The organism is Streptomyces sp. 135 (genome assembly GCF_020026305.1).
Classification (GTDB): domain Bacteria; phylum Actinomycetota; class Actinomycetes; order Streptomycetales; family Streptomycetaceae; genus Streptomyces.
This window is the reverse complement of sequence record NZ_CP075691.1, coordinates 7,256,603-7,280,710: the sequence shown is the minus strand read 5'-3', so window position 1 is coordinate 7,280,710 and position 24,108 is coordinate 7,256,603. Positions and strand designations below refer to the sequence as shown.

The following is a 24,108-nucleotide window of genomic DNA, read 5'->3' as shown; positions in this document are numbered from 1 at the left end:
TGGGACCAACCCTGCGCAAAGCGTTGACGCGCGAGGAGTTCGACTCTACGGTCCGTTCGAACTGACGAGCATCATTCGATATTTCGAACATAGGGCAGGGCGAACGTGCCCGTCCCGGAACCATCCCGTCTCAGAGAGAGGGACGTACCACCGTGCCTCCATCCCTTCCGACCCGCCGCGGCGTCCTCGGCGGTCTCGGAGCGCTCGCCGTCGCGGGCAGCTTCGGCCTCGCGGCAGCGGGGCGCAGCGCCTCCGCCATCGCCTCGGACGCCGACGTCCGCGTCCGCTACTGGAACCTCTTCAGCGGCGGCGACGGCGTCAACATGATCGCCATGCTGGACGCGTTCCGGCGGGCCAACCCCCGTGTCGACGTGAAGGATTCGACGCTCCAGTGGGGCAATCCGTACTACACCAAGCTGGCCATGGCGGCCGCCGGGCAGCGCGCCCCCGACCTCGCCGTGATGCACCTGGGCCGCATCCCGGGCTTCGCACCCGGCCGCCTCCTCGACCCCTGGGACGTGGGCCTCCTCGCCCGGTACGGCGTGCGCGAGGCGGACTTCGACCCGCTGCTGTGGAAACGCGCCGTCGTCGACGGCAAGCTCTACGGCCTGCCGCTCGACATCCACGCCCAGCTCTGCTTCTACCGCCGTGACGTCTGCGCGAAGGCCGGACTCCTCGGCGACGACGGTGACCTGGCCGCCGTCTCCTCGCCCGAGGAGTGGTTCAAGGCCCTCAAGGCCGCCGGGAAGGCGACCAAAGGCGGGCTCCAGACCCTCGGCATGAAGGCCAACGAACCCAACTTCAGCTGGTGGTTCTTCCTGTCCTTCTACACCCAGCTCGGCGGCACGTGCCTGAGCGCCGACGGCCGCGACCTCACCTTCGACACCGACAAGGCCGTCGAGGTCCTCCAGTTCCTCCGGCAGCACGTCACGGACGGCTACACCACGCCCGTCGGCATCGCCGACGGCGAGATGTTCATCAACGGCTCGCCCTTCACCTGGGAGGGCAACTGGTCCGTGCCGGTCTTCGGCGGCGCGAAGCTCGACTACGGCGCGGCGCCGCTGCCGGCCGTCTTCGGCAGGGCGGCCACCCACGCCGAGTCGCACTGCTTCGTCCTGCCCCACCAGGAGGGCCGTGGCGGCCCCACCGACGAGGGCGCCCACCAACTGGCGGCGTACGTCGTCCGGCACGCCCTCGACTGGTCGCGCGGCGGCCATATCCCCGCGTACAAGCCGACGTTGAAGGACGAGAAGTACCGGGCTCTCAAGCCGCAGTCCGAGTACGTCTCCGCCATGGACCACATGGCGGTCGAGCCCGACGTCTGGTTCGCGGGCTCCACCGGCATCCTCGCCCAGCGCGTCGGACCGGCCGTCGCCGCCTCCAACTCCGGCTCCGCGAGCCCCGATGCCACCGCCCGGCGCATGCGCGGCATCTTCGAGAAGCTCCTGACGATGAAGGACCCGATGGCCGGCCGGGCCGCGGCCGCGGCGGGAGGTGGCACCGCGTGAGCACCGTCGGCACCGCCCTGCGACCGCCCGCCGCCCGCCCGGCGGCCACCGTCCACGCCGACTCGGCGCGGACCCGCCTCGCCCGCCGCTTCCAGCACGGCGGCTGGTTCGTCGCCCCGTTCCTCGTGCTGTTCGCGCTGTTCGTGCTGCTGCCGATCGGGCGCGGCCTGTGGCTGAGCTTCACCGACGCCAACATCTCCGGCACCGGCGAGCGCTTCGTGGGCCTCGACAACTACCGGGAGGCCCTCGACACCCCGCTGATGTGGGAATCGCTCGGCCACAGCGCGTACTTCACGCTGCTCGTGGTCCCGTGCATCGTCGTGCTCGCCTTCCTCCTCGCGATGCTCGCCCACCACATCGAGCGCGCCAAGTGGCTGTGGCGGCTGTGCTTCTTCGCGCCGTTCCTGCTGCCGTCCACCGTCGCCGCGAACCTCTGGCAGTGGCTGTTCAACCCCGGCACCGGGATGATCAACCACGTCTTCGGCCTGGACACGCCGTGGCTGACCGACAAGTCCACCGCCATGCTCGCCGTGGTCATCACCACCCTGTGGTGGACGGTCGGCTTCAGCTTCCTGCTGTTCCTCGCCGCGCTCCAGAACATCCCGCGACACCTGTACGAGGCGGCCGCCCTGGACGGCGCGGGCGCCTGGCAGCGCATGGTGCACATCACCCTGCCGATGCTGCGCACCATCACCGGCCTCGTCATCACCCTCCAGGTCCTTGCCTCGCTCCAGGTGTTCGACCAGGTCGTGGTGATGCAGGACTTCGGTCCCGGGCCCGAGGAATCGACCCGGACCTTCGTGCAGTACACCCTCGAAGAGGGCTTCACCAGCTACCGCGTGGGCTTCGCCTCCGCGATCTCCATCATCTTCTTCGTGCTCATCGCGACCGTCGCCCTCGGCCGCATGTGGCTGCTGCGCAAGCGCGAGGAGGGTGTGCGATGAGCGGAGGACACGCGATGCGGAAGTGGACCGCGGGCCAGATCGTGCTCACGGCCGTCGGGACGATCGTCTCCGCGGTGTGGCTCTCGCCCCTGCTGTGGGCGCTCCTGACCTCCCTGAAGTCGGAGACCGAGGCCGTCGCCGTGCCCACCCACTGGGTACCCGAGGACTTCACGTTCCAGGCGTGGCGGGCCATCTTCGAGACCGGCAACATCACCGACTGGTTCGTGAACTCCGTCGTCGTCTCGGTCTGCGTCACGTTCATCGTGGTGCTGGTGAGCGCGCTCGCCGGGTACGGCTTCGCGCGCACCGAGTTCCGCGGCAAGAACGCGCTGCTCGGTCTGGTCATGGCGGGCCTCATGGTGTCGCCCGCGGTGCTCGGCGTACCGCTGTTCAGCACCGTCCAGTCGATGGGGATGGTCGACACGTACTGGGGCATGATCCTGCCGCAGTGCGCGCCCGCCGCGATGGTCTATATCCTCTACAAGTTCTTCCAGGGCATCCCCAAGGAACTGGAGGAGGCGGCGTTCATCGACGGCGCCGGGCGGTGGCGGGTCTTCTTCACCATCGTCCTGCCGCTGTCACGGCCCTCCCTCGCGGCGGTCGGCATCTTCACCTTCATCGCGTCGTGGAACAACTTCCTGTGGCCCTACATGGTGACCAACAACCCCGACCTGATGACCATGCCGAACGGCATCGCGACGGTGATGAACTCCTACGGCATCCAGTGGGCGCAGCTGATGGCGGGCGGCCTGATGGCGGGGCTCCCGCTGATCATCGTCTTCGTCTTCTTCCAGCGGCAGATCGTCGCCGGGGTGGCGCACACGGGCCTGGCGGGGCAGTGAGACAAGGAGGCCCCCGCCGACGTCCGCCGGCGGGGGCCTCCTTTCACACGGGTGCCGGACTACTTGTAGGTGATGTCCGACGCGGTGAACTTGCAGTACCTGCCGTCGGGGCCGCTGCCCGTCTCGACCGGCTCGGCACCGGTGTTGTTGCCCGTGTAGCGGATGCAGGTCTTGATCTTCTTGCCGCTGTCGCCGTGGATACGGATGTCGCGCAACGCGGCGGTGTCGTTGTAGTTGGTGTTGATGCCGACGATCGACTTGCCGGGAGCGGTGATGTCGGTGTCGTTGACGATGATGTCGCGCTGGTACTGCTTGGAGCAGTTGCCGCAGGTACGCACCAGCTTTCCGAAGTCGGAGACCTGGAACTTGTTCACGACCAGCTTGCCGGCGCCGTTGAACTGGAAGACCTTGTCGTCGGCCTTGCGCGCGCCGCCGCCCTGGACGGCGTACGTCGAGCCGGCCGAGGCCCCCTTGAACGTGGCCGCGTCCTCGCCGACGTCCTCCCACCACACGTTCTGGAGCGTGCAGCTGCCCATGCAGTGGATGCCGTCGGCGGCGGGCGAGCCGATGATGACGTTCTTCAGCGTCGCCCCGTCCTTCAGCTTGAAGATCGGGTCCTGGCCCTCGTTCTGGCCGTCGCCGCCCAGGGCGCCGCTGCCGTAGTAGCGCTTGAGCCCGCCGTCACGGCTGCCGGAGACCTCGATGGTCTTGGACACGGCCTGCTCGCCCTTGGCCTCCGGCCAGGCGGTGGCCGCCCCCGCGGACGACATGAGGGAGGTGGTGACGAGGGCGGCGCCGGTCAGGCCGAGCGCCGCGGCCCCGCCGATGACGGCGCGGCGGCGGGTGAGGCTGCGGCGGTGGCGTACGCGCCCGTGAGCGGTTGAAGTCATGTCCGGATTCCTTCGGTGGACAGAAGTGTGCGTCCTGTGGTCGCCACCGCCCGGCGGAAGGTTGCCTCTGTGATCCACACAATCATCCAGAAAGTGATCCGGAAAAGGGCCGCCCCTTAGAAGAAGTCGCCTCGCCACTCGGTGCGTTCGTCCGGGGTGGCCGCCCTGATCGTGTACCGGTCGCCGCCCGCGTCCCGTTTCCCCTCGTCGTGGTCGAACTGCCCGGCGAAGACGTGCTCGCCGGCCGGCACGGTCCGCCCCGCCTTGAGCGTCCACCGGTAGACGAGGAAGCCGTCGCGCTCCCCCACGCTCACGTCGAAGTCCTCGGCGGGCAGCGAGCGCCAGTTGCCGGTGTCGGCGACCTCGGGTTCGCGGGCGACGCGCAGTTCGACGGTGAGGGAGGTCAGCGGCTGCTTCGCCTTGAGGGTGACCTCGCTCTGGGACCAGTACGTGCTGGAGCCGGGGTCGATCGAGCCGTCCGCCCACAGCAGTTCGGCCGCGGGCACGGACTTCGGGCCGCGCGGCGGCCGCGCGGACTGCGACGGCTTGTGGGACTCCGGGGCCCGGGAGGCGGGGGGCTTGACCGGGGGGCCGCTCGGGCGCCTCGGCGGTGGCGGCGCCGCGGTGCGGTTCTCCTCCGTGGCGGTGGGGGGCGTGTCCGGCGTCGGGGTCGAGCTGGTGGCGACGGACTGCGGATCGGGGTCCTCACCGCGCAGCGCCGAGGCGACGCCGTATCCGGCCACGGCGCAGACACCGGCGACGGCGGCCGTCGCGGTCACCACGCGCAGCCATGACGCGCCCGCGCGAAGGGGCGGCTTCGGGCGGTGCTCGCCCGGGCGCTCGCGGCGGGCCATGCCCTGTTCGACGCGGGCGAGCATCCGCTCCCGGTCCGGCCGGTGTGCCTGGGCGGCGCCGCGCAGCCTCCTGCGTACTTCCTTGTCGTCGTCCCTCATGTGCTTCCCCCCGTGTCCGCCGTGACCGCGCGCACGCGTTCCCAAGTGGTGTGCGGACCGAGGCGTCGTTGCAGCTCGGCCAGTCCCTTCGACGTCTGGCTCTTCACCGTACCCACCGAGACCCCGAGGGCCTGCGCGGTGTCCTTCTCCGAGAGGTCGAAGGCGTGCCGCAGGACCACGCAGGCCCGCTTGCGGAAGGGCAGCGCGCGCAGCGCGTCCCGTACGTCGACCACGGCCGGTATGTCGGGGTCCGCCACGTCCTCGCCGCGGCCGGACCAGAAGAGCGTGATCCGGCGGCGTTCGCGCACGGCGCTGCGGATGCGGCTGCGCGCCATGTTCGCGACGACCCCGCGGGCGTACGCGGCCGGGTGGTCGGCGGCGCGCACCCGGTCCCAGCGGTGCCAGAGCGCGAGCAGCGCGTCGGCCGCCAGATCGTCCGCGCCGTCGCTCTCGCCGGTCAGCAGGTGGGCCAGGCGGGCGAGTTCGGCGTAGTGCCGCTCGAAGAAGGCGTGGAACTCGGCGGCCGCGTCGTCGGCGGCCGAAGGCATGGGTGTGCGCTCCCCTTCCATTTCTGCGCTCTCCCGGTCGGAGACGGGCACTCTAGCCGGTCGTTCGGTGCGTGAGGGCATCGGGCAGGGTCACCTCCCCGACGCCGTGGGCGCTCGCGCGCCCGTCCACCGTGCGCACGTGGAAGGGCCGGCGGGAGCCGAGGGCGAGGACCTTCAGGCCGTCGCCGTTGCGCGTCGCGCGGAAGACCGCCGCGGGCCGCCCTTCGAGGTCGGGGACGCTGACTTCCGTGTCGTACGCCGTTTCGGACCCCGGGTCCGGGGCGGTCAGGAGGGTCAGGCCGTCGAGCCAGTCGCCGTCCGGCCGCCGCTCGTCGGCGCCGAGCGGCAGCAGCGCGCCGGGCCGGACGTACAGGGGGAGGCTGTCAAAGCCGTGCGTCTCGCGACGCCAGCCCGGGCCCCGGACGCTCTCGCCGGTGAGGAGGTGGGTCCAGGTGCCCTCGGGGACGTAGAACTCCACCTCGCCCCCGGCCGTGAAGACCGGGGCGACGAGCAGGTCGGGGCCGAGCATGTACTGCCGGTCCAGGGTGCGGCAGGCCGGGTCGTCGGGGAACTCCAGGAGCATCGGCCGCATCACGGGCACACCCGTGCGGTGGGCCTCGCCGGCCGCCCCGTACAGGTAGGGCATGAGGCGGTGCTTGAGCTTGGTGAACTTCCGGGCCACGTCCACGGCTTCGTCGCCGAACGCCCACGGCACGCGGTAGGAGACGTTGCCGTGCAGGCGGCTGTGGGAGGACAGCAGTCCGAAGGCGAGCCAGCGTTTGAAGACCGCCGGGTCGGGGGTGCCCTCGAAGCCGCCGATGTCGTGGCTCCAGAAGCCGAAGCCGCTCAGGGAGAGCGAGAGGCCGCCGCGCAGCGACTCGGCCATGGCGCCGAGCGAGGCGAAGCAGTCGCCGCCCCAGTGCACGGGGAACTGCTGGCCACCCGCCGTCGCGGAGCGCGCGAACAGGACCGCCTCGCCCGCGCCGCGTTCCTTCTCCAGGACTTCGAAGACGGTGCGGTTGTAGAGCTGCGTGTAGTAGTTGTGCATGCGCTCCGGGTCGGCGCCGTCGTACCAGACGACATCGGTGGGCACGCGCTCGCCGAAGTCGGTCTTGAAGCAGTCGACGCCCTGGTCGAGCAGGGCGCGCAGCTTGTCGGCGTACCACTCGCGGGCGGCCGGGTCCGTGAAGTCCACGAGCGCCATGCCGGGCTGCCACAGGTCCCACTGCCAGATGTCGCCGCTCGGGCGCCGGACCAGGTACCCCGCCGCGCGGGCCTCTTCGAAGAGCGCCGACTTCTGCGCGATGTAGGGGTTGATCCAGACGCTGACCTTCAGCCCGCGCTCGCGCAGTCGGCGCAGCATGCCCTCCGGGTCGGGGAAGACCTCGGGGTCCCACCGGAAGTCCGTCCACTGGTGTTCGCGCATCCAGAAGCAGTCGAAGTGGAAGACGGACAGCGGGATGTCGCGCTCGGCCATGCCGTCCACGAACGAGGTGACGGTCTTCTCGTCGTAGGGCGTGCAGAAGGAGGTGGTGAGCCACAGGCCGAAGGACCAGGCGGGCGGCAGCGCGGGCCGTCCGGTGAGGGCGGTGTAGCGGCGCAGCACGTCCTTGGGCGTGGGCCCGGCGATGACGTAGTACTCCAGGCTCTGGTCCTCGACGCTGAACTGGACCTGTCCTACGGCCTCGGAGCCGATCTCGTAGGACACCTTGCCGGGGTGGTTGACGAAGACGCCGTAGCCGCGCGAGGAGAGGTGGAAGGGGATGTTCTTGTACGCCTGCTCGCTGCTGGTGCCGCCGTCGGCCTGCCAGATGTCGACGCTCTGGCCGTTCTTGACGTACGGGGTGAACCGCTCGCCGAGGCCGTAGATGAACTCCCCGACCTCCAGGGAGAGTTGCCCGATCATGTGGTGGCTCCCCTCGGGCGTGGTCGCGAAGGCGGTGCCTCTGCGCTCCACGCCGGTCAGCCGTCGCCCGTCGGCGTCGAGGAACTGCGGGCCCCAGGGTCCGGCGGTGTCCAGGCGCAGGGTGAGCGGGCCGCTGACGAGTTCGGTGACGGTGCCTTCGCGTACGACGTGTCCCGCGCTGCCGGTGGCATGCACCGTGAACTCGGGGCCGCGCGCGGCCTTTCCGGCGTGGTGGGTGGTCCGTACGCCGATCACGCCATCGGCGGGCGAGAAGCATTCGACGGTGATGAGCGGCGAGTTGAGGGTGTCGCCGCGCTCCCGCACCCGCTGCACGGCGGCGTAGGCGGTGAACCTCCCCTCGCCCTCGCGCACGTCGCGCACCTCGGTGGCGTACGAGGCGCGCACCCCGTCGCGCATCAGCCAGAAGCCGTCGGTGAACTTCATGCGGCATCCTCCCGCGGGGCGGTGACGGTGAAGGCGATCCGGGCGAGCCGGACGGGGCCGCGCAGCCGTACGCGCAGATCGCGCACGCCGAAGACGGCGAAGCCGGAGGTGCTCGACGTGTAGCGGTACGGGCCGCCGGTCGGCGCGACGGTGACGGTGGTGGCGGTGCTTCCCGCGATGAGGTCGACGGCGCCCTCGCCCGCGGCCTCGACCGACACGGCGGTGACGCCGTCACCGAAGTCGCACGCCTGGTAGAGCAGTTCGCCCGTGCCGTCGTCCACGGCGCGCACCGCGTCGCCCGAGGTCTTCGTCCGGTCGACGAGTTCGGTGCCGCGCTGCGTGTCGTAGCCGTTCGCCGCCAGGCCGGCCCCCAGTACCGGCCTGGCGGCGAGCGGCTCGCCGGTGAGCTCGACCGGCGTGCACAGCCGGATGTCCTGGCTGGACGCCCCGGCGAGCAGTTCGTACGTGCCGGGCGGCAGGGCCCAGCGGTCCTGGCGTACGTCCCAGAACCCGAGGTCGGGCAGGGGCAGCCGGAATTCGAGGCGGCGCCAGGCGCCGGGAGCCAGCCGGACGCGGCGGTGCGCGGCGAGCCGCCGGTGCGGAAGGGCGACGGGGCCGCGGGGCGCGCGGGTGTAGAGCTGCGCCACCTCGTCCGCGGTGACGGCCCCGGTGTTGGTGAGGGTGAACGCCACGCGCAGGGTGTCTCCGTCGCGCTCGGCGGCCAGGTCCTCGTACCGGAAGGAGGAGTAGCCGAGGCCGTGCCCGAAGGGGTAGAGGGGCGTGCCGTCGAAGTACTGGTAGGTCTGCCGGGAGCCGATGATGTCGTAGTCGAGGAGGTCCGGCAGGTCGGTGTCGGCGGCGTACCAGGTCTGGGGCAGCCGGCCGGCCGGGGAGACGTCGCCGGCGATGACGCGGGCGAGCGCGGTGCCCGCGGCCTGGCCGCCGTGCGCGGTCCACAGCAGGGCGGGCAGCCCGGCGTCGGCGGCGGTGACCGCGTACGGGTAGGCGCTGACCAGTACGAGGGCGGTGCGGGGGTTGGCCGCGCGGGCCGCCCGCCACAGCCGTTCCTGGTGGGGCGGCAGGGCGAGGGTCGTGCGGTCCTCGGTCTCGCGGCCGTTGATGTGCGGGTCGTTCCCGGCGACGACGATCACGGTGTCCGCGTCCGCGGCGACGCGGGCCACGGCGTCCTCGCCGCGCTCCAGGACCTCGACCGTGAAGAGGTCGGCGCGCTCGGCCGGAAGGACTTCGCCCGCCTCGGCAACCTTCGCGCCGTCGGCGGCGACAGAGACGTACCCACCCGTCCCCGTATGCCTGAGGAGGTGCCCGCCCCCGTGCCCGTCCTCGCGTCCGCTCCCGTGCCCGTCCTCCTGCTCGACCAGCGCGAACGTCTCCTGTACGACCCAGCCGCCCGGCTGGTCGGCCGACGCGCGCACGAAGCCGTCCTCGGCGACGGACAGGTACCGTCCGTCGGGTGCCCGCAGCGTCCACGCCCCCTCGCCCCAGTCGACGAGGGCGAACTCGGTGGCCTCGGCGGCGTCCGCGCAGGCTTGAGCCGGTGTCAGGTCGGTGCGGCCGGCGAGGAGCGCCGGGTCGAGGGCGCCCCCGGCCACCCTCGCCTGGGCGGCCGCGGCGGACGCCGGGACCCGCAGCCAGCCGCCCGCGCACTTCAGGCGTACCCGGTCCACGCCCTCGGCGAAGGTCACCCGCTCGGCGCCGAAGCGCTCGCGCAGCCCGTCGAGGACGGTGCTCTGGCGGATCAGGGTGCCGCTGTACCAGTCGGTCTTGCACTCGTCCGCGAGGAGGCCGACGACCGCGACGCGGGCGCCGTCGGTCGGGGGCGCGAGGGGCAGCAGGCCGTCGTTCTTGAGCAGGACGACGGCCTGCTCGGCGGCCTCGCGGGCCAGCTCCCGGTGCTCGGCCGTGTCGAAGTCGCCCGGGTCGGCGGCGCCGTACGGGCCGCCGTCCGGGTCGAACTCGCCGAGCCGCAGGCGGACGGTGAGGTGCCGGCGTACGGCCGTGTCGATGTCGGACCCGGTCAGCAGGCCCGCCGCCAGGGCGCGCCGCAGGCGGCCGACGATGGTCCGCGGGTCCGTGCCGTGGTCGGTGAAGCTGTCCACGCCCGCGACGAGCGCGGCGGCGACGGCCTCCTCGTGGGTGTCGAAGTAGTGCTGGCTGTCGACGAGGTTGCTGGGCGCGCCCGCGTCGGAGCAGACGAGCAGTTCCTCGTCGGTCCAGCGCCTCAACTGCTCGCGCAGGTGGGGCGATACGTGGTTGGGGCGGCCGTTGACGAGGTTGTAGGCGGGCATCACGCCGGCGACCGCGCCCGCCTCGACGGCGCCGCGGAAGGCGCGCAGGTCGTACTCGTGCAGGACGCGCGGGCCGACGGAGGCGTTGGAGGTGTCCCGGTCCGTCTCGTTGTTGTGGGCCAGCCAGTGCTTGAGGACGGGCGCGGTGCGCCAGTGCGTCGGGTGGTCGCCGCGCAGGCCGCGGGTGTAGGCGGCGGCGAGGGCGGAGGTCAGGTGCGGGTCCTCCGCGTAGCCCTCCTCGTTCCTGCCCCACAGCGGGTGGCGCAGGAGGTTCACGGTGGGCGCCCAGACGTTGAGGCCGACGCGTTCGTCGCGGGAGCGCATGGCGCGCGCCTCGACGGCGATGGCCTCGCCGATCCTGCGCAGCAGGTCGTCGTGCCAGGTCGCGCCGAGCCCCACGGCCTGCGGGAAGACCGTCGCGGGCCCCATCCAGGCGACGCCGTGCAGGGCTTCCTGACCGGTGCGGAACGCCCCGATGCCGAGCCGGTCGACGGCGGGCGCGAACTGGTGCAGGAGGGCGATGCGTTCGTCGGCCGTCAGCCGGGACAGCAGGTCGTCCACGCGCTTGTCCGGATCGAGCCCCGGATCACGGAACGGCGGCGGGCTCTCGGTCACGTGGTTCCCCTCGGCGGACGGTGGAGCGGCGATGATTGCGGCGACGTGCCGACAAGGCACTTCTCGAAGCGCTTCGATGCTCGGCGTTACCGGGTGGTGATGTCAAGACGAGCGACTCACCGCGCCCTTCGGTTCGGCTCAACCCGGCCGTCAGAGCAACTCCCGCGCAGCCGCCGCGAATTCGCGACCGACCCTTGTTACGGCTCGGGCGTTCACTTAATCTCGCAGCAACATCGAAGCGCTTCGAAAGCCGACCGGCGGTATCCGCCGTGTGTCCGGGCGCGCGCCACGAAGGGTTGACGCAATGACGCCGAACTCCCCCTCCACCGGCTCCGGTCCGCACTCCACCGGCTCCGGGCCGAACCGGAGAACCTTCCTCGCCTCCTCCGGGCTCGCGGTGCTCGCCGTGGCCGGCGGTGCTCCGCTGCTCACGGCCTGCGGGGGCGGCGGGTCGAAGAACGAGGGCACCACGACGGGGAAGAAGCTCAAGGACCTGCTCCCGGCGTACGTCGCCTCGGACCTCGTCAGCCCGGACATCCCGGCCAAGAACGGCTCGGCCGCGGGTTTCACCAAGGCCCTGCCCGCGGCCGAGCTCAAGACGTCGGTGCCCGAACGGCTCGGCAAGGGCGGCGAGTTCACCGTCATGTCGCCGATCTGGGGGAACGTGCCCAAGCAGGGCAACCCCTACTGGACCGCGATGGACAAGGCCGCGGGCGTCCGCGTCAAGTGGCAGAACCAGCAGGGCGACACGTACGGCCAGAAGCTCGGCGCGGTCCTCGCCTCCAGCGGCGTGCCGGACGCGGTGGTCGTGCCCGGCTGGGAGCTGACCGGCAAGATCCCGAGCGCCATCGCCAACAAGTTCGCCGACCTCGGCCCCTACCTGAGCGGCGACAAGGTCAAGGAGTACCCGAACCTCGCCGCGATCCCGACCGGCGCCTGGCAGCGCTCGGTCTTCGGCGGAAAGCTGCGCGGCCTGCCGATGCCCTCCGCCACCACCCCGAACATCGCGCCCTTCTACCGCACGGACCTCTTCGAGAAGGAGGGGCTGAAGGCGCCGACCAGCGCCGAGGAGTTCTACGACCTGTGCAAGCAGCTGAACGCCCCCAGGAGCAAGGTGTGGGCGTGCGGCGACATGAGCTGGGCCGCCTGGCACATCTTCGGGGTGCTGCCGGAGAAGCCGTACTACTGGAAGCTCGTCGACGGCAAGCTGGTCAACCGCTACGAGACCGACGAGTACCTCGAAGCCCTGGAGTGGTCCCGCAAGCTCTACTCGGCGGGCTTCGTCCACCCCGACGCGAAGGCGGAGACCGGCAGCATCGGCGACCTGTGCGCGGCGGGCAAGGTCTGGATGTACTGCCAGGACCTCTCCGACTGGTACGGCAAGGCCGCCGTGCAGCGCGTGGACGACAAGAGGTTCCGCATGGAGGCCTTCGACTACTTCGCGCCCGACGGCGGAGCGCCGACGCTGTACGCGCGCCCGCCCGCCGACATCTGGACGTTCATCAGCGAGAAGGCCGACGAGAAGACCGTCCGCGACATCCTCGCCCTCGCCAACTTCACGGCCGCGCCCTACGGTTCGAAGGAGCAGCGGCTGCGGATGTACGGCGTCGAGGGCGTCCACCACACCCTGACGGACGGCGTCCTCACCAAGAACGGCAAGGGCAACAACGAGGTCTTCTCGACGTACGAGTACCTGGCATCGCCCGCGCCCTTCATCGCGTACGCCGATCTGCCGGACGTCACCCGGGGCATGGTCGGATGGCAGCAGCGCCAGGGCGCGCACACGAAGAAGCCGCTCTTCCACGGCATGATGATCATCGAGCCGACGCGGTACACCGAGCTGAACGCCGAGTTCGAGGACCTGGAGAAGGACATCGTGCGGGGCCGCAAGAAGGTATCCGACATGCGACAGGCCGCTTCGGACTGGAAGTCGGGCGGCGGCGACAAGCTGCGCGACTGGTACAAGAAGCTGCTCGATCAGACAGGGGACGCAGGGGCGACCGGCGACGCGGCGTCCTGACATGGCGCAGAGCACGGCTCGCCCCCGCGCCGCCGCCGAGCGGCCGCCCGCACCCGCCGGTGCGGCGCCCCCCGCCAAGGACTCCGTGCCCCGTGTCCCGCTCCGCCACCGGCTGCGCCGGGACCGCGTGCTGCTCCTGATGGTGCTGCCCGCGCTGCTGCTCCTGCTCGTCTTCAACTACGTACCGCTGATCGGCAACGTGGTCGCCTTCCAGGACTACGACCCCTACATCGCGGACAACGCCTTCCAGGCGATGTCGCAGAGCCCCTGGATCGGCTTCGAGCACTTCCGGCACATGGCCGAGGACCGGCTGTTCTGGCAGGCGGTCCGCAACACCCTCGCCATCTTCGTGATCCAGCTGACGCTGTTCTTCCCGGTCCCGGTGCTGCTCGCGCTCTTCATCAACAGCTTCGTGCGCCCCCGGGTGCGGGCCGTGGCCCAGGCGATCCTCTACCTCCCGCACTTCTTCTCCTGGGTGCTCGTCATCACGGTCTTCCAGCAGATGTTCGGCGGCGCCGGCCTCATCGCGCAGGTGCTGCGCGACCACGGCCACGAGGGCTTCGACCTGATGACCGACCCGGGCCTGTTCAAGTTCCTGATCACCTTCGAGGTGATCTGGAAGGACGCGGGCTGGGGCGTCATCGTCTTCCTCGCCGCTCTCGCCGCGGTCAGCCCCGATCTGTACGAGGCCGCCGCGATGGACGGCGCGAGCCGCTGGCGGCGCATCTGGCACATCCAACTGCCCGCCCTGCGCCCGGTCGTGGCCCTGCTGCTCGTCCTCCAGGTCGGCAACGCGCTCACGGTCGGCTTCGAACAGATCCTGCTCCAGCGCACCGCGGTGGGCCCCACGGCCTCCGAGGTCCTGGACACGTACGTGTGGAACACCGGTCTCGACAACGGCAACTTCGGCTACGGCGCCGCCATCGGCATCGTCAAGGGTGTCTTCGGCCTCCTGATGGTGCTCGGCGCCAACAAGGCCGCCCACCTCATGGGCGAACAGGGGGTGTACAAGCGGTGAGCGTGCTCAACTTCGGCATCGAGCCGGGCAGCAGGTCCGGGCTGCGCCCGGTGTGGGAGGAGCCGCCGACCAGGGCCGGGCTCGCCACCAAGGGCGTGACGCTGACCCTGGTCTGCCTGGCCGTCCTCTTCCCGGTGTGGGTCGTGGTCGTCACCAGCCTCTCCTCGGTGAAGACGATCACCGAGACGGGCGGCCTGGTGGTGATCCCCCGCGGCGTCACCTTCATCCACTACCAGGAGCTGCTCGGCGGCGGCCAGGTCTCGCGGGCCACGCTCGTCAGCGTGGGCGTCACGGTCGTCGGCACGCTCTTCAGCATGGTGGTGTCCGTCCTGTGCGCGTACGGCCTCTCCCGCCCGGGGTCCGTGCTGCACCGCCCGATCCTGCTGCTGATCGTCGCCACGATGTTCTTCGGGGCCGGGCTGATCCCGACGTATCTGGTGGTGCAGGGCCTCGGGCTCACGGACACGTATCTGTCGCTGATCCTGCCGAGCGCGCTGAACGTCTTCAACATCCTCGTGCTGCGGGCGTTCTTCATGGGCACGGCCCAGGAGCTGATCGAGAGCGCCCGCATCGACGGGGCCGGGGACCTGCGCATCCTGTGGCGGATCGTCATGCCGCTGTCCCGTGCGGTGCTCGCGGTGATCACGCTCTTCTACGCGGTGGGGTACTGGAGCGCCTGGTTCAACGCCTCGATCTACCTCAGCGACCCGGACATGATGCCGCTCCAGAACGTCATGCAGCAGCTGGTGATCAAGCAGCAGCGGCCGACCGGCCTCAGCCAGGCGATCAACACCGGGCATCTGTCACCGCTCGCCATCCAGATGGCCGTGATGGTCCTCGCGCTGCTGCCGGTCGCCGTCCTCTCGCCGTTCGTGCAGCGGCATTTCAAGCAGGGCATGCTCACCGGCGCAGTGAAGGGCTGACCCGCCGATACAGCGAAGGGCTGAACCCCTCGATGCCTTCCCTCCACGACTCCACCCGCGGCCGGATCCTGTTCGGCGGCGACTACAACCCCGAGCAATGGCCCGAGGAGGTCTGGACGCAGGACGCGCGGCTGATGCGGGAGGCCGGGGTCAACTCCGTCACGCTCGGCGTCTTCTCCTGGGCGAAGCTCGAACCCCGGCCAGGCGCCCGGGAGTTCGGCTGGCTCGACCGGCTGATGGACCTGATGCACGAGCATGGCGTCGGTGTCGTCCTCGCCACGCCGACCTCCGCTCCCCCGCCGTGGCTCGGCCGGCTCCACCCCGAGACGCTGCCGCGCGACGAGGACGGCCAGGTGGAGTGGTGGGGCTCGCGCCAGCACTTCGCGCACTCCAGCGCCGCCTACCGCCGCTTCGCCGCCGCCATCACTCAGGACCTGGCCGCGCGGTACGCCCGCCACCCGGCGCTCACGATGTGGCACATCAACAACGAGTACTGCACCTACGACTGGGGCGAGACGGCGGCCGCCGCGTTCCGCCGCTGGCTCCGGGCGAGGTACGGCACGCTCGACGCGCTCAATTCGACTTGGGGCACCGCCTTCTGGGGCCAGAGCTACGACGCCTGGGAGGAGATCCTGCCGCCCCGCCGCGCCCACTACATGAAGAACCCCACGCAGGTCCTCGACTTCAAGCGCTTCACATCGGACGCCCTCCTCGAGTGCTACCTCGCCGAGCGCGACATCGTCCGCGCCCACACCCCGCACCTGCCGGTCACCACCAACTTCATGCCGCTGTGGCAGGGCCAGGACGGCTGGAAGTGGGCCGGGCAGGAGGACGTCGTCTCGGTCGACCTCTACCCCGACCCGAGGGACCCGCTCGGCGGGCGGCACGGGGCGCTCGTCCAGGACCTCACCCGCTCCCAGGCGGGCGGCGGCCCCTGGATGCTGATGGAGCAGGCGGCGGGCCCGGTCAACTGGCGCGGCGTGAACCACCCGAAGCCGGCCGGCCTCAACCGCCTCTGGTCCTGGCAGGCCGTGGCGCGCGGCGCCGACGCGGTCTGCTACTTCCAGTGGCGGCAGTCACGCCAGGGCGCCGAGAAGTTCCACTCCGGGATGCTCGGCCACGCGGGCACGGAGGGCCGCGTCTTCCAGGAGGTCAAGCGCCTCGGCGCGGAACTCGCCCGCGTCGGCCCACGGGTGAGCGGCGCCCGCGTGAGCGCCGAGGTGGCGGTCCTGCACGACTGGGACTCCTGGTGGGCGGGGCAGCAGGACGGCCGCCCCTCTGCCCGCCTCGACCACGCCCAGATGCTCGGCGCCTGGCACGCGGCCCTGTGGGAGGCGCACCTCACGACCGGCTTCGCCCACCCCGAGCACGACCTGTCGGCGTACGGCATGGTCGTCGTCCCGCACCTCTATCTCCTCACCGACCCCGCGATCGACAACCTCGTCGCGTACGTACGCCGGGGCGGCACCCTCGTCTGCGGCTTCTTCACGGGGGTGGCCGACGGCGACGACCGGGTGCGCCCCGGCGGCATGGACGCCCGGCTGCGGGCGCTCCTCGGCATCCGGACCGTGCACGAGTGGTGGCCGCTGGAGGACGAGGAGAGCGTCGACTGCGGCGAGTTCACCGGCACCCTCTGGTCGGAGGAGCTGACCGCCGGGGACGACGCGGGCGTGGAGGCCCGCTACCGGGGCGGTGAACTCGACGGGCTCCCCGCGGTGCTCCGCCGGGGCCGCGCCTGGTACGTCTCCACGCTCCCCGAGCCGACCGCCCTGCGCGATCTGCTGGCCCGGGCCGCGGCACGGGCAGGCGTACGGCCTCCCCTCGATGGCCTCCCCCGGGAAGTGGAGGCCGTGCGCCGCGGCGACCTGCTGTTCCTCCTGCACCACGGCCGCGGTGAGGTGAGCGTCGCGGTGCCGGGGCGGTACCGCGAGCTGCTGAGCGGTGAGCCGGCCGAGGGGACTGTCACGCTGGGGCGGTACGGGGTGGCCGTCCTGGAGGAGGCGCCGGGGCGGCCCCACCGGGTCGAGGGCCGGTGAGGTCGCCCGCGCGCTGTCAGAGCCCGGCGGTCTGCACCAGGCGGTTGGGAGAGGCGGGAGACACCGAGAGGATGCCCTTCACCGACTTGTCGACCACCCAGGAGTACACCTGGGCGGAGGTCGCCGAGGGGTAGCGCGCCTTGAGGAGGGTGGCGACACCGGCGACGTGCGGACTGGCCATGGACGTGCCGTCCAGCGCCACGCTGCCGCCGCCGAGCCTGGCCGAGATGATGCCGGTGCCGGGGGCGTACATGTCCAGGCAGCGGCCGTGGTTGGAGAAGCTCGCCTGCTGGTCCTGGGGGTCGGTCGCCCCGACGGTGAGGACCCGGTCGGCGCTCGCGGGAGAGACGTTGCACGCGTCGACCGCGTCGTTGCCCGCCGCGACCACCGGCAGGACGCCGCGGTCCGAGAGCGCGGTCGCGGCCCGGTTGACGGCGTCGCTGCGCGGGCCGCCGAGGGAGCCGTTGAGGACCGCGGGCTGCCGGGCGTGCTGCGCCACCCAGTCGAAGCCGGCGATCATGCCGGAGTACGATCCCCTGCCGTCGCAGCCGAGGACGCGGACGCTGACCAGCCGCGCCTGCCGGGCGACTCCGTAGTTCGCCCCGCCAACGGTGCCCGCGACATGCGTGCCGTGGCCGTTGCAGTCCTGGCCGTTCCTGCCGTCGCCCATCGCGTCGAAGCCGGGCACGGCGCGGCCGCCGAACTCCGCGTGCCGGTAGTCGATGCCGGTGTCGAAGATGTACGCCGTGGCGCCGGCGCCGGTGCTGTTGACGTTGAACTGCCGGTCGAGCGGGAGGTAGGGCTGGTCGATGCGGTCCAGGCCCCAGCTGGCGGCCGGGACACGGTCCGCGCGAAGCGGGGTCGCGGTGATCGTCGCGTCCTGCTCGACGGCCGCCACCTCGGGAAGGCCGCGCACGGCCGCGAGCTGCTTCGCGTCGAGCTTGGCCGCGAAGCCGCGCAGCACCCGCTGGTACTCGTGGAGCGCGGTGGCGCCGACCTGCTGGGTGATCTGGGTGGCCGTCGAGGGGGTGTCGGGCTTCAGGGTGACGATGTACTGGTCCGGGATGGGCGCCGACGTGGTCCGCAGGGGTGCGGGGGCGGAGCGCGCCGGCTCCTTCGGGCTCGGTTCGGCGGCCGAGGCCGGGACGGCGGTGAGGGGGAGCAGCAGGAGCAGCGCTACGTAGGCGCAGCGGGCGGACAGCCTCATTCAGTACTCCGATCGGGAGTGTCTGCCTCAGCGGGACCTCAGTAGAGAAGCAGCCCGGAGCCATAACGGAATATCACCCTCAGGAGTGATGGGACTCCGAACAGTAGCGAAACGCGAATGCGCCCCCTCTGCCCGGCCGAGGCGACCTTTCCCCCCCCCCGGGGCGGAGACAGGTCCGCTGAGAGGCCGGCCCCGCGGGCGGGTGCGGGTCAGGCCGGGGCGCTTCCCGAGCTGGCCCGCACCGTCAGTTCCGGGGCGATCAGCGTGACGTCGTCCTCGCCCTGCCCCGCCAGCTTGGCGACGATGCGCTCCACGGCTCTGCGCCCCATCTCCTCGGCGGGGATGGAGACCGAGGTGAGCCGCACCGATGCCTGCAAGGCCACCTGGTCCGGGCAGACCGCGATCACCGACACGTCCTCGGGGACCGCCCTGCCCTGCTGGCGCAGCAGTCCGAGCAGCGGCTCCACGGCCGACTCGTTCTGCACCACGAAGCCCGTGGTGCCCGGCCGCTCGTCGAAGACCCGGGCGAGGGTGGCCGATGTCGGCCCGTACCCCGCCTCGCAGGGCCGGTGCAGCAGCCGCACGCCCAGTTCGCGGGCCTTGCCGCGCAGCCCGTCGAGGGTGCGTTCGGCGAAGCCGGTGTGCCGTTCGTAGACGGCGGGTGCCTCGCCGATGACGGCGATGTCGCGGTGGCCGAGCCCGGCCAGGTGCTCCACGCAGAGCGCGCCCGTCGCGACGAAGTCGAGGTCCACGCAGGTGAGTCCGGAGGTGTCGGCGGGCAGCCCGATGAGGACGGCGGGCCGCGGGCTGTCGCGCAGCAGCGGGAGCCGCTCGTCGTCCAGTTCGACGTCCATGAGGATCATGGCGTCGGCGAGTCCGCTGGCGGTGACGCGGCGCACGGTCTGGGGGCCCTCGTCGCCGGTCAGGAGCAGTACGTCGTAGCCGTGGGCGCGGGCCGTGGTGGCGACGGCGATGGCGATCTCCATCATCACCGGTACGTACATGTCGGTGCGCAGCGGCATCATCAGCGCGATGACGTTGGATCTGCTGCTGGCCAGGGCGCGTGCGCCCGCGTTCGGGTGGTAGCCGAGCTGCTGGATGCTGCGTTCGACGCGCTCCCGGGTGCCGGTCGAGATCGACCGCTTGCCGCTGAGGACGTAGCTCACCGTGCTGGCCGAGACTCCGGCGTGCCTGGCGACCTCGGCGAGGGTGACCATGCGGCTCTCCTGAAGGGGACGACGGGACGATGCGACCGACCCTAAAGGGGCGCCCCTGGCCTGTCCATACGCTGAGTCGAAGCGCTTCGACTCCGTTGAGCAGGGGCGGGGCGCCCCAAGGGGCGGTCAGACCGCCGGGTGCGCGTTCTTCAGGAGCTCCTGGAACTGGGCGGAGAACCAGTGTCCCGAGACCGGCGCGTTCGGCAGGGCACCGGACTTGCTGTAATTGTTGCGCGCGTTGCCCTCATAGGTGGGGTCGCACATGCGGTCGAAGCCCTTGCCCTCGTCGTTCGGGATCTCCTTGCTGGAGCCGTCGGACTCGCCCGGCGGCTTCATCCAGACGTAGGCGTCGATGCCGGCCGCCGGTGCGGCCTTGGGGCGCTCGCCGAGGCCCGCGCCCGACTGGTTGCACCAGTTGCCGACGTGGATACGGCGGTCGTAGCGGCCGCCGTTGACGTAGGAGTCGACGTCCGTGGTCGGGCCCGGCCGGGTGGGCCGTGCCGTGCCGCCCCAGCCGTTGCGGGAGGTGTCGATGAGCATGCCGATGTCGGACCGGAAGCCGGTGGACACCAGTTGGTTGCGGAAGGCCTGGGCGAAGGAGAGCTCGTCGGTGTAGCGGTTCCAGTCGACCCACTTCGACTCGCGGACCGAACGGCCGCCGACCGTGTCGCCGATCCGGAAGTTCTCCTCCTTCAGGGCGCTGTAGTTGGCGGTGTTGGTGATGAAGCCGTGGACGTTGTCGACGGTGCTGCCCTCGGCGGTGGCGGCCTGGTGGAAGACCTGCGCGGAGGCGGCGAAGTTGTCGTCCCAGCCGATCCAGCCGTGGTGGCCCGCGTCCACGTAGTTGTAGACGTTGGGCACGGCGCCCAGCTGCTTGAGGGCGTAGCCGACGCCCTTCACGTAGTTGCCGTTGGCCTTCATCACGTCACAGGCGGGGGTCGCGGTGGGCCGGCCGCCGGTGTTGGTGACGAGGTTGGGCAGCGAGTCGATCTCGATGGTCGTGACGATGCGCAGGTTCGCGTACTTGGCCTCGCCGAGGATCCTCGCGATCGGGTCGATGTAGTCCCGCTTGTAGCGGTCGATCTCGGTCGGGCCGAGTTCGCCGTTGGAGGCGAGGGCCGCGCAGTCCCGGCCGGGCAGGGTCGATCCGTACTGCACGACGCGGGCGGCGCGCGGTGGCGCGTGGGTGTGGCGGCGGTGCCGCTTGGCAGCGCGGTCCGCGTGTGCGGTCGCGGTGCTCGAGGGCGCGCAGATGGTCGCGCAGCCCGATGCCGAACGGGGTGGGTGTGCCGTCGTAGGAGCGGATCAGGGCCGGGCCCGATGAGCAGTCCCAGGCGTTCCAGGTCCAGCCGAGGTAGGAGAGCCGGCGGTCGTCGAACCACTTCATGACGCGGTCGACGAAGCCGTGGGAGCAGGTGTTCTCGCCGATCTCGCCCGCGACGAGCGGGACGCGGTCGGCGACGGGGGCGAGGGTGCGGTTCCAGCAGCTCTCGTCGGCGCAGGCGTTGAAGTTGTAGACGTGCCAGGCCGCGGCGAGATTGCCCGCCGGGTCGTGGGGCGCGTGCTCCAGCCAGCCGCTGAGGTCGTTGGAGTACGCGATGCCGGCGGTCAGGACGAGATTGCGGGCCCCCGTACCCCGTACGGCGTCCAGCAGGTCCTGCATCCCGGCGACCTCGTAGTCGATGCCGGGGCAGGTGCCGCCGTCGCGCCAACAGGCCCATGCCTGGGCGGTGGTGGGGGTCGCGCGGTCCGGATAGGGCTCGTTGAAGAGGTCGAAGACGACCTCGGGGTCGCTCTTGTACGTGTTCGCCACCGAGGTCCAGAACGCGGGGGTGTGCGCGGCGCCCGGCATGGGCTTCTGGCAGCTCGCATGGACGTCGTGGCAGCCGGCGGAGTTGCCGGTGTAGCGGCCGTGGGTCCAGTGCAGTTCGAGGACCGGGGTCATGCCGTGCGCCTGGACGCGCTGGACCAGGCCGTCGATGGCGGTGCGGTAGGCGGCGCCCCGGTAGCGGGGGTCGATGTTGGCGGTGCCGAGCCAGCACTCCTCGTTGAGGGGGATGCGCACGGTGTTGGCGTTCCAGTCCGCGATGGCCTTGACCGAGGCGTCGTCGACGGGGCCGTCGAAGATGCCCCAGCCCTGGACGCAGGCGAACTCTCCCCCGGAGCGGTTGACCCCGAGGAGGCGGTGGGCGGCGCCGTCCGGGCCGACGAGGCGGTTGCCCTCGACGTGCAGGACGGGTGGCGGTGCGGCCGCGGCGGGGCGCGCGGCCACGGGGGACGTGAGGCCTCCCGCGAGGAGGAGGGCGCCCGCCAGGACGGCGAGCGACCGCAGGAGGCGGCGTGGGTGGCGCGTTCCGAGCGGGTGGCGCGGGCGGTGCGTGCTGAGCGGTCGGGACAGGAGCGGGGGGTGCCGCGTCATGGCGACTCCTTGTCGGTCCGTCGGTCCTTCGGCCTGTCGGTCTGTCGGTCGTTCGGTCTTCGGCCGGTAAGGGCGGGGCTCTGACGTGGAGTCACCGCCGGACAGCGAAAGGGTTGCCGCGTTTCCCGGAATTTTTCCGGCCGTCCCGTCGAATGGATTCGACAACTCGATTCACGCCAGCAGTCTTGACAACCTCTGGTCGCACAAGGACTTTGGGAGCGCTCCCACCCTCACCGGAAGAAGGACACCCCCATGCGTTCTTTCCCCGAACCCGGCGAATCACGACCAGAACTCAGCCGCCGCAGAGTTCTGGCCATCGGCGCCGCCGCGGCCGCGATCCCCGTCGCCGCCGGCCTCGGACCCGCAGGTCAGGCCGCCCACGCGCGGGAGGTTTCGGCGGCGGCCACTCCCTATGAACAGCGTTTCCTCGACCTCTACGGAAAGATCACCAACCCCGCCAACGGCTATTTCTCGCCAGAGGGCATTCCGTACCACTCCGTCGAGACGCTCATTGTCGAAGCGCCCGATCACGGCCATGAGACGACTTCGGAGGCGTACAGCTATCTGATATGGCTCCAGGCCATGTACGGCAAGGTCACCGGTGACTGGACCCGGTTCAACTCGGCGTGGGAAACCATGGAGAAATTCATGATCCCCACCCGCGCGGACCAGCCGACGAACAGTTTCTACAATGCGGCGAAACCGGCTACGTACGCGCCCGAGCGGGATACACCCGCGCAGTACCCGGCCCCTCTTGACCCCTCTGTCGCCGCTGGTTCCGACCCCCTCGCGGCCGAGCTGAGGAGCGCGTACGGCACCGACGACATCTACGGCATGCACTGGCTCCAGGACGTCGACAACACCTACGGCCTGGGGGGCGCGGGCACCGCTCCGACGTACATCAACACCTTCCAGCGCGGCCCCCAGGAGTCGGTCTGGGAGACGGTCCCGCACCCCTGCCGCGACGACTTCACGCACGGCGGCAGGAACGGCTACCTCGACCTGTTCACCGGCGACGCCTCGTACGCCCGGCAGTGGAAGTTCACCAACGCCCCCGACGCCGACGCGCGTGCCGTGCAGGCCGCGTACTGGGCGCACAAGTGGGCCACCGCGCAGGGCAAGCAGGGGCAGGTCGCGGCGACCGTCGCGAAGGCCGCCAAGATGGGCGACTACCTGCGCTACGCGCTGTTCGACAAGTACTTCAAGAAGGTCGGCGACTGCACGTCACCGTCCGGCTGCGCGCCCGGCGGCGGCAAGAACAGCGCGCACTACCTGCTGTCCTGGTACTACGCGTGGGGCGGCGCCCTGGACACCTCGGCGGGCTGGGCATGGCGCATCGGCTGCAGCCACAGCCACGGCGGCTACCAGAACCCCCTCGCCGCGCACGCCCTCTCCTCGTACGCGCCCCTCGCGCCCAAGTCGGCGACCGGCAGGGCCGACTGGGCGCAGAGCCTGAAGCGGCAGCTGGAGTTCTACCGCTGGCTCCAGTCCGCGGAGGGCGCGATCGCGGGCGGCGCGACCAACAGCTGGCAGGGCCGCTACGCCACGCCGCCGGCCGGCACGCCCACGTTCTACGGCATGTACTACGACGAGAAGCCCGTCTACCACGACCCGCCGTCCAACCAGTGGTTCGGCTTCCAGGCCTGGTCGATGGAGCGGGTCGCCGCGTACTACCACCAGACGGGCGCCGCGGACGCCAAGGCCGTCCTCGACAAGTGGGTGACGTGGGCGCTCGCGCACACGAGCGTCAACTCCGACGGGTCCTACCTCTTCCCCTCGACGCTCAGCTGGTCCGGGCAGCCCGACACCTGGAACCCCTCGCGGCCGGGCGCCAACTCAGGGCTGCACGTCTCGGTCGTGGACCGCACCAACGACGTGGGAGTGGCGGGTGCCTACGCGCGCACCCTGGTCTACTACGCCGCCCGCGCCGGCCACGCCAGGGCCAGGGCGACCGCGAAGGCGCTGCTCGACGGCATGTGGTCCCACCACCAGGACGCCCGGGGCGTCGCCGTGCCGGAGAAACGCGCCGACTACAACCGCTTCGACGACGCGGTGTACGTGCCGAACGGCTGGAGCGGGCGGATGCCGAACGGCGACGCGGTCAACTCCACGTCGGACTTCACCTCCATCCGCTCCTTCTACAAGAAGGACCCGGACTGGCCGAAGGTCCAGGCGTATCTGTCCGGCGGCAACGCCCCCACCTTCACCTACCACCGCTTCTGGGCGCAGGTGGACGTCGCCCTCGCCCTCGGCGCGTACGCGGAGCTCCTCGAAAGCTGAGCCGCCCTCCCCCGCCCCCCACCTGATGTGCG

15 protein-coding genes and 2 pseudogenes are annotated in these 24,108 nt (G+C 71.2%); 8 read left to right on the top strand and 9 right to left on the bottom strand.

Annotated elements, in window-relative coordinates; genetic code table 11:
- Positions 1-152: 152 nt before the first annotated feature.
- Genes KKZ08_RS32700 through KKZ08_RS32690 form a run of 3 tightly spaced genes read left to right on the top strand, consistent with a single transcriptional unit; the run spans position 153 to position 3,294 of the window.
- Positions 153-1,508: an extracellular solute-binding protein gene (locus KKZ08_RS32700; protein ID WP_223777861.1), complete on the top strand. Its 1,356-nt coding sequence runs from the start codon at positions 153-155 to the stop codon at positions 1,506-1,508.
- A complete protein-coding gene (locus tag KKZ08_RS32695) occupies positions 1,505-2,452 on the top strand; it encodes a sugar ABC transporter permease (protein ID WP_223777860.1) in 948 nt (315 codons plus the stop codon). Before KKZ08_RS32700 ends, KKZ08_RS32695 begins: the two co-directional genes overlap by 4 nt.
- A complete protein-coding gene (locus KKZ08_RS32690) occupies positions 2,449-3,294 on the top strand; it encodes a carbohydrate ABC transporter permease (RefSeq protein ID WP_223777859.1) in 846 nt (281 codons plus the stop codon). The genes KKZ08_RS32695 and KKZ08_RS32690 overlap by 4 nt, the downstream gene beginning before the upstream one ends.
- A gap of 59 nt (positions 3,295-3,353) precedes the next feature.
- Here KKZ08_RS32690 and KKZ08_RS32685 read toward each other — a convergent pair whose 3' ends face one another.
- The 5 genes from KKZ08_RS32685 to KKZ08_RS32665 all read right to left on the bottom strand — a co-directional run bounded on the left by KKZ08_RS32685 (position 3,354) and on the right by KKZ08_RS32665 (position 10,956).
- On the bottom strand, positions 3,354-4,184 hold the full coding sequence (locus tag KKZ08_RS32685; protein WP_223777858.1) for a pectate lyase: 831 nt from the start codon (positions 4,182-4,184) through the stop codon (positions 3,354-3,356).
- A gap of 116 nt (positions 4,185-4,300) precedes the next feature.
- Positions 4,301-5,137, bottom strand: coding sequence for a hypothetical protein (locus tag KKZ08_RS32680; protein WP_223777857.1), 837 nt, complete (start codon positions 5,135-5,137; stop codon positions 4,301-4,303).
- Positions 5,134-5,685, bottom strand: coding sequence for a SigE family RNA polymerase sigma factor (locus KKZ08_RS32675; protein WP_223777856.1), 552 nt, complete (start codon positions 5,683-5,685; stop codon positions 5,134-5,136). Before KKZ08_RS32675 ends, KKZ08_RS32680 begins: the two co-directional genes overlap by 4 nt.
- 52 nt (positions 5,686-5,737) lie before the next feature.
- Positions 5,738-8,035, bottom strand: a complete 2,298-nt coding sequence (yicI, locus tag KKZ08_RS32670; RefSeq protein ID WP_223777855.1) for an alpha-xylosidase — start codon at positions 8,033-8,035, stop codon at positions 5,738-5,740.
- Positions 8,032-10,956: a glycoside hydrolase family 3 C-terminal domain-containing protein gene (locus tag KKZ08_RS32665; protein WP_223777854.1), complete on the bottom strand. Its 2,925-nt coding sequence runs from the start codon at positions 10,954-10,956 to the stop codon at positions 8,032-8,034. Before KKZ08_RS32665 ends, yicI begins: the two co-directional genes overlap by 4 nt.
- A gap of 304 nt (positions 10,957-11,260) precedes the next feature.
- Here KKZ08_RS32665 and KKZ08_RS32660 point away from each other — a divergent pair, with 304 nt between their 5' ends.
- The 4 genes from KKZ08_RS32660 to KKZ08_RS32645 are packed head-to-tail and all read left to right on the top strand — an operon-like array spanning position 11,261 to position 16,953.
- Positions 11,261-12,976: an extracellular solute-binding protein gene (locus KKZ08_RS32660; RefSeq protein WP_223777853.1), complete on the top strand. Its 1,716-nt coding sequence runs from the start codon at positions 11,261-11,263 to the stop codon at positions 12,974-12,976.
- Between the two features lies 1 nt (position 12,977).
- On the top strand, positions 12,978-13,994 hold the full coding sequence (locus tag KKZ08_RS32655) for an ABC transporter permease subunit (RefSeq protein ID WP_223777852.1): 1,017 nt from the start codon (positions 12,978-12,980) through the stop codon (positions 13,992-13,994).
- Positions 13,991-14,917: a carbohydrate ABC transporter permease gene (locus KKZ08_RS32650; RefSeq protein WP_223777851.1), complete on the top strand. Its 927-nt coding sequence runs from the start codon at positions 13,991-13,993 to the stop codon at positions 14,915-14,917. The genes KKZ08_RS32655 and KKZ08_RS32650 overlap by 4 nt, the downstream gene beginning before the upstream one ends.
- A 32-nt stretch (positions 14,918-14,949) precedes the next feature.
- Positions 14,950-16,953, top strand: a complete 2,004-nt coding sequence (locus KKZ08_RS32645; RefSeq protein ID WP_223777850.1) for a beta-galactosidase — start codon at positions 14,950-14,952, stop codon at positions 16,951-16,953.
- A gap of 16 nt (positions 16,954-16,969) precedes the next feature.
- Here the strand turns inward: KKZ08_RS32645 and KKZ08_RS32640 are convergent, their stop codons facing one another.
- The 4 genes and pseudogenes from KKZ08_RS32640 to KKZ08_RS32625 all read right to left on the bottom strand — a co-directional run.
- Positions 16,970-18,160 carry a S8 family peptidase gene (locus KKZ08_RS32640; protein WP_223777849.1) on the bottom strand — a complete coding sequence of 397 codons (1,191 nt, stop codon included), beginning with the start codon at positions 18,158-18,160 and terminating at the stop codon, positions 16,970-16,972.
- Between the two features lie 209 nt (positions 18,161-18,369).
- Entirely contained in the window at positions 18,370-19,377 is a 1,008-nt protein-coding gene (locus KKZ08_RS32635) for a LacI family DNA-binding transcriptional regulator (protein ID WP_223777848.1), read from the bottom strand.
- A gap of 126 nt (positions 19,378-19,503) precedes the next feature.
- Positions 19,504-20,541, bottom strand: a pseudogene (locus KKZ08_RS32630) (glycoside hydrolase family 6 protein); the annotation flags it as partial.
- A 76-nt stretch (positions 20,542-20,617) separates the two neighbouring features.
- Positions 20,618-21,619 (bottom strand): annotated as a pseudogene (locus KKZ08_RS32625) (cellulase family glycosylhydrolase); the annotation flags it as partial.
- 429 nt (positions 21,620-22,048) lie between these two features.
- Here KKZ08_RS32625 and KKZ08_RS32620 point away from each other — a divergent pair.
- Complete coding sequence (locus KKZ08_RS32620; RefSeq protein WP_223777847.1) at positions 22,049-24,076, top strand: glycoside hydrolase family 48 protein; 2,028 nt, start codon at positions 22,049-22,051, stop codon at positions 24,074-24,076.
- Positions 24,077-24,108 lie beyond the last annotated feature (32 nt).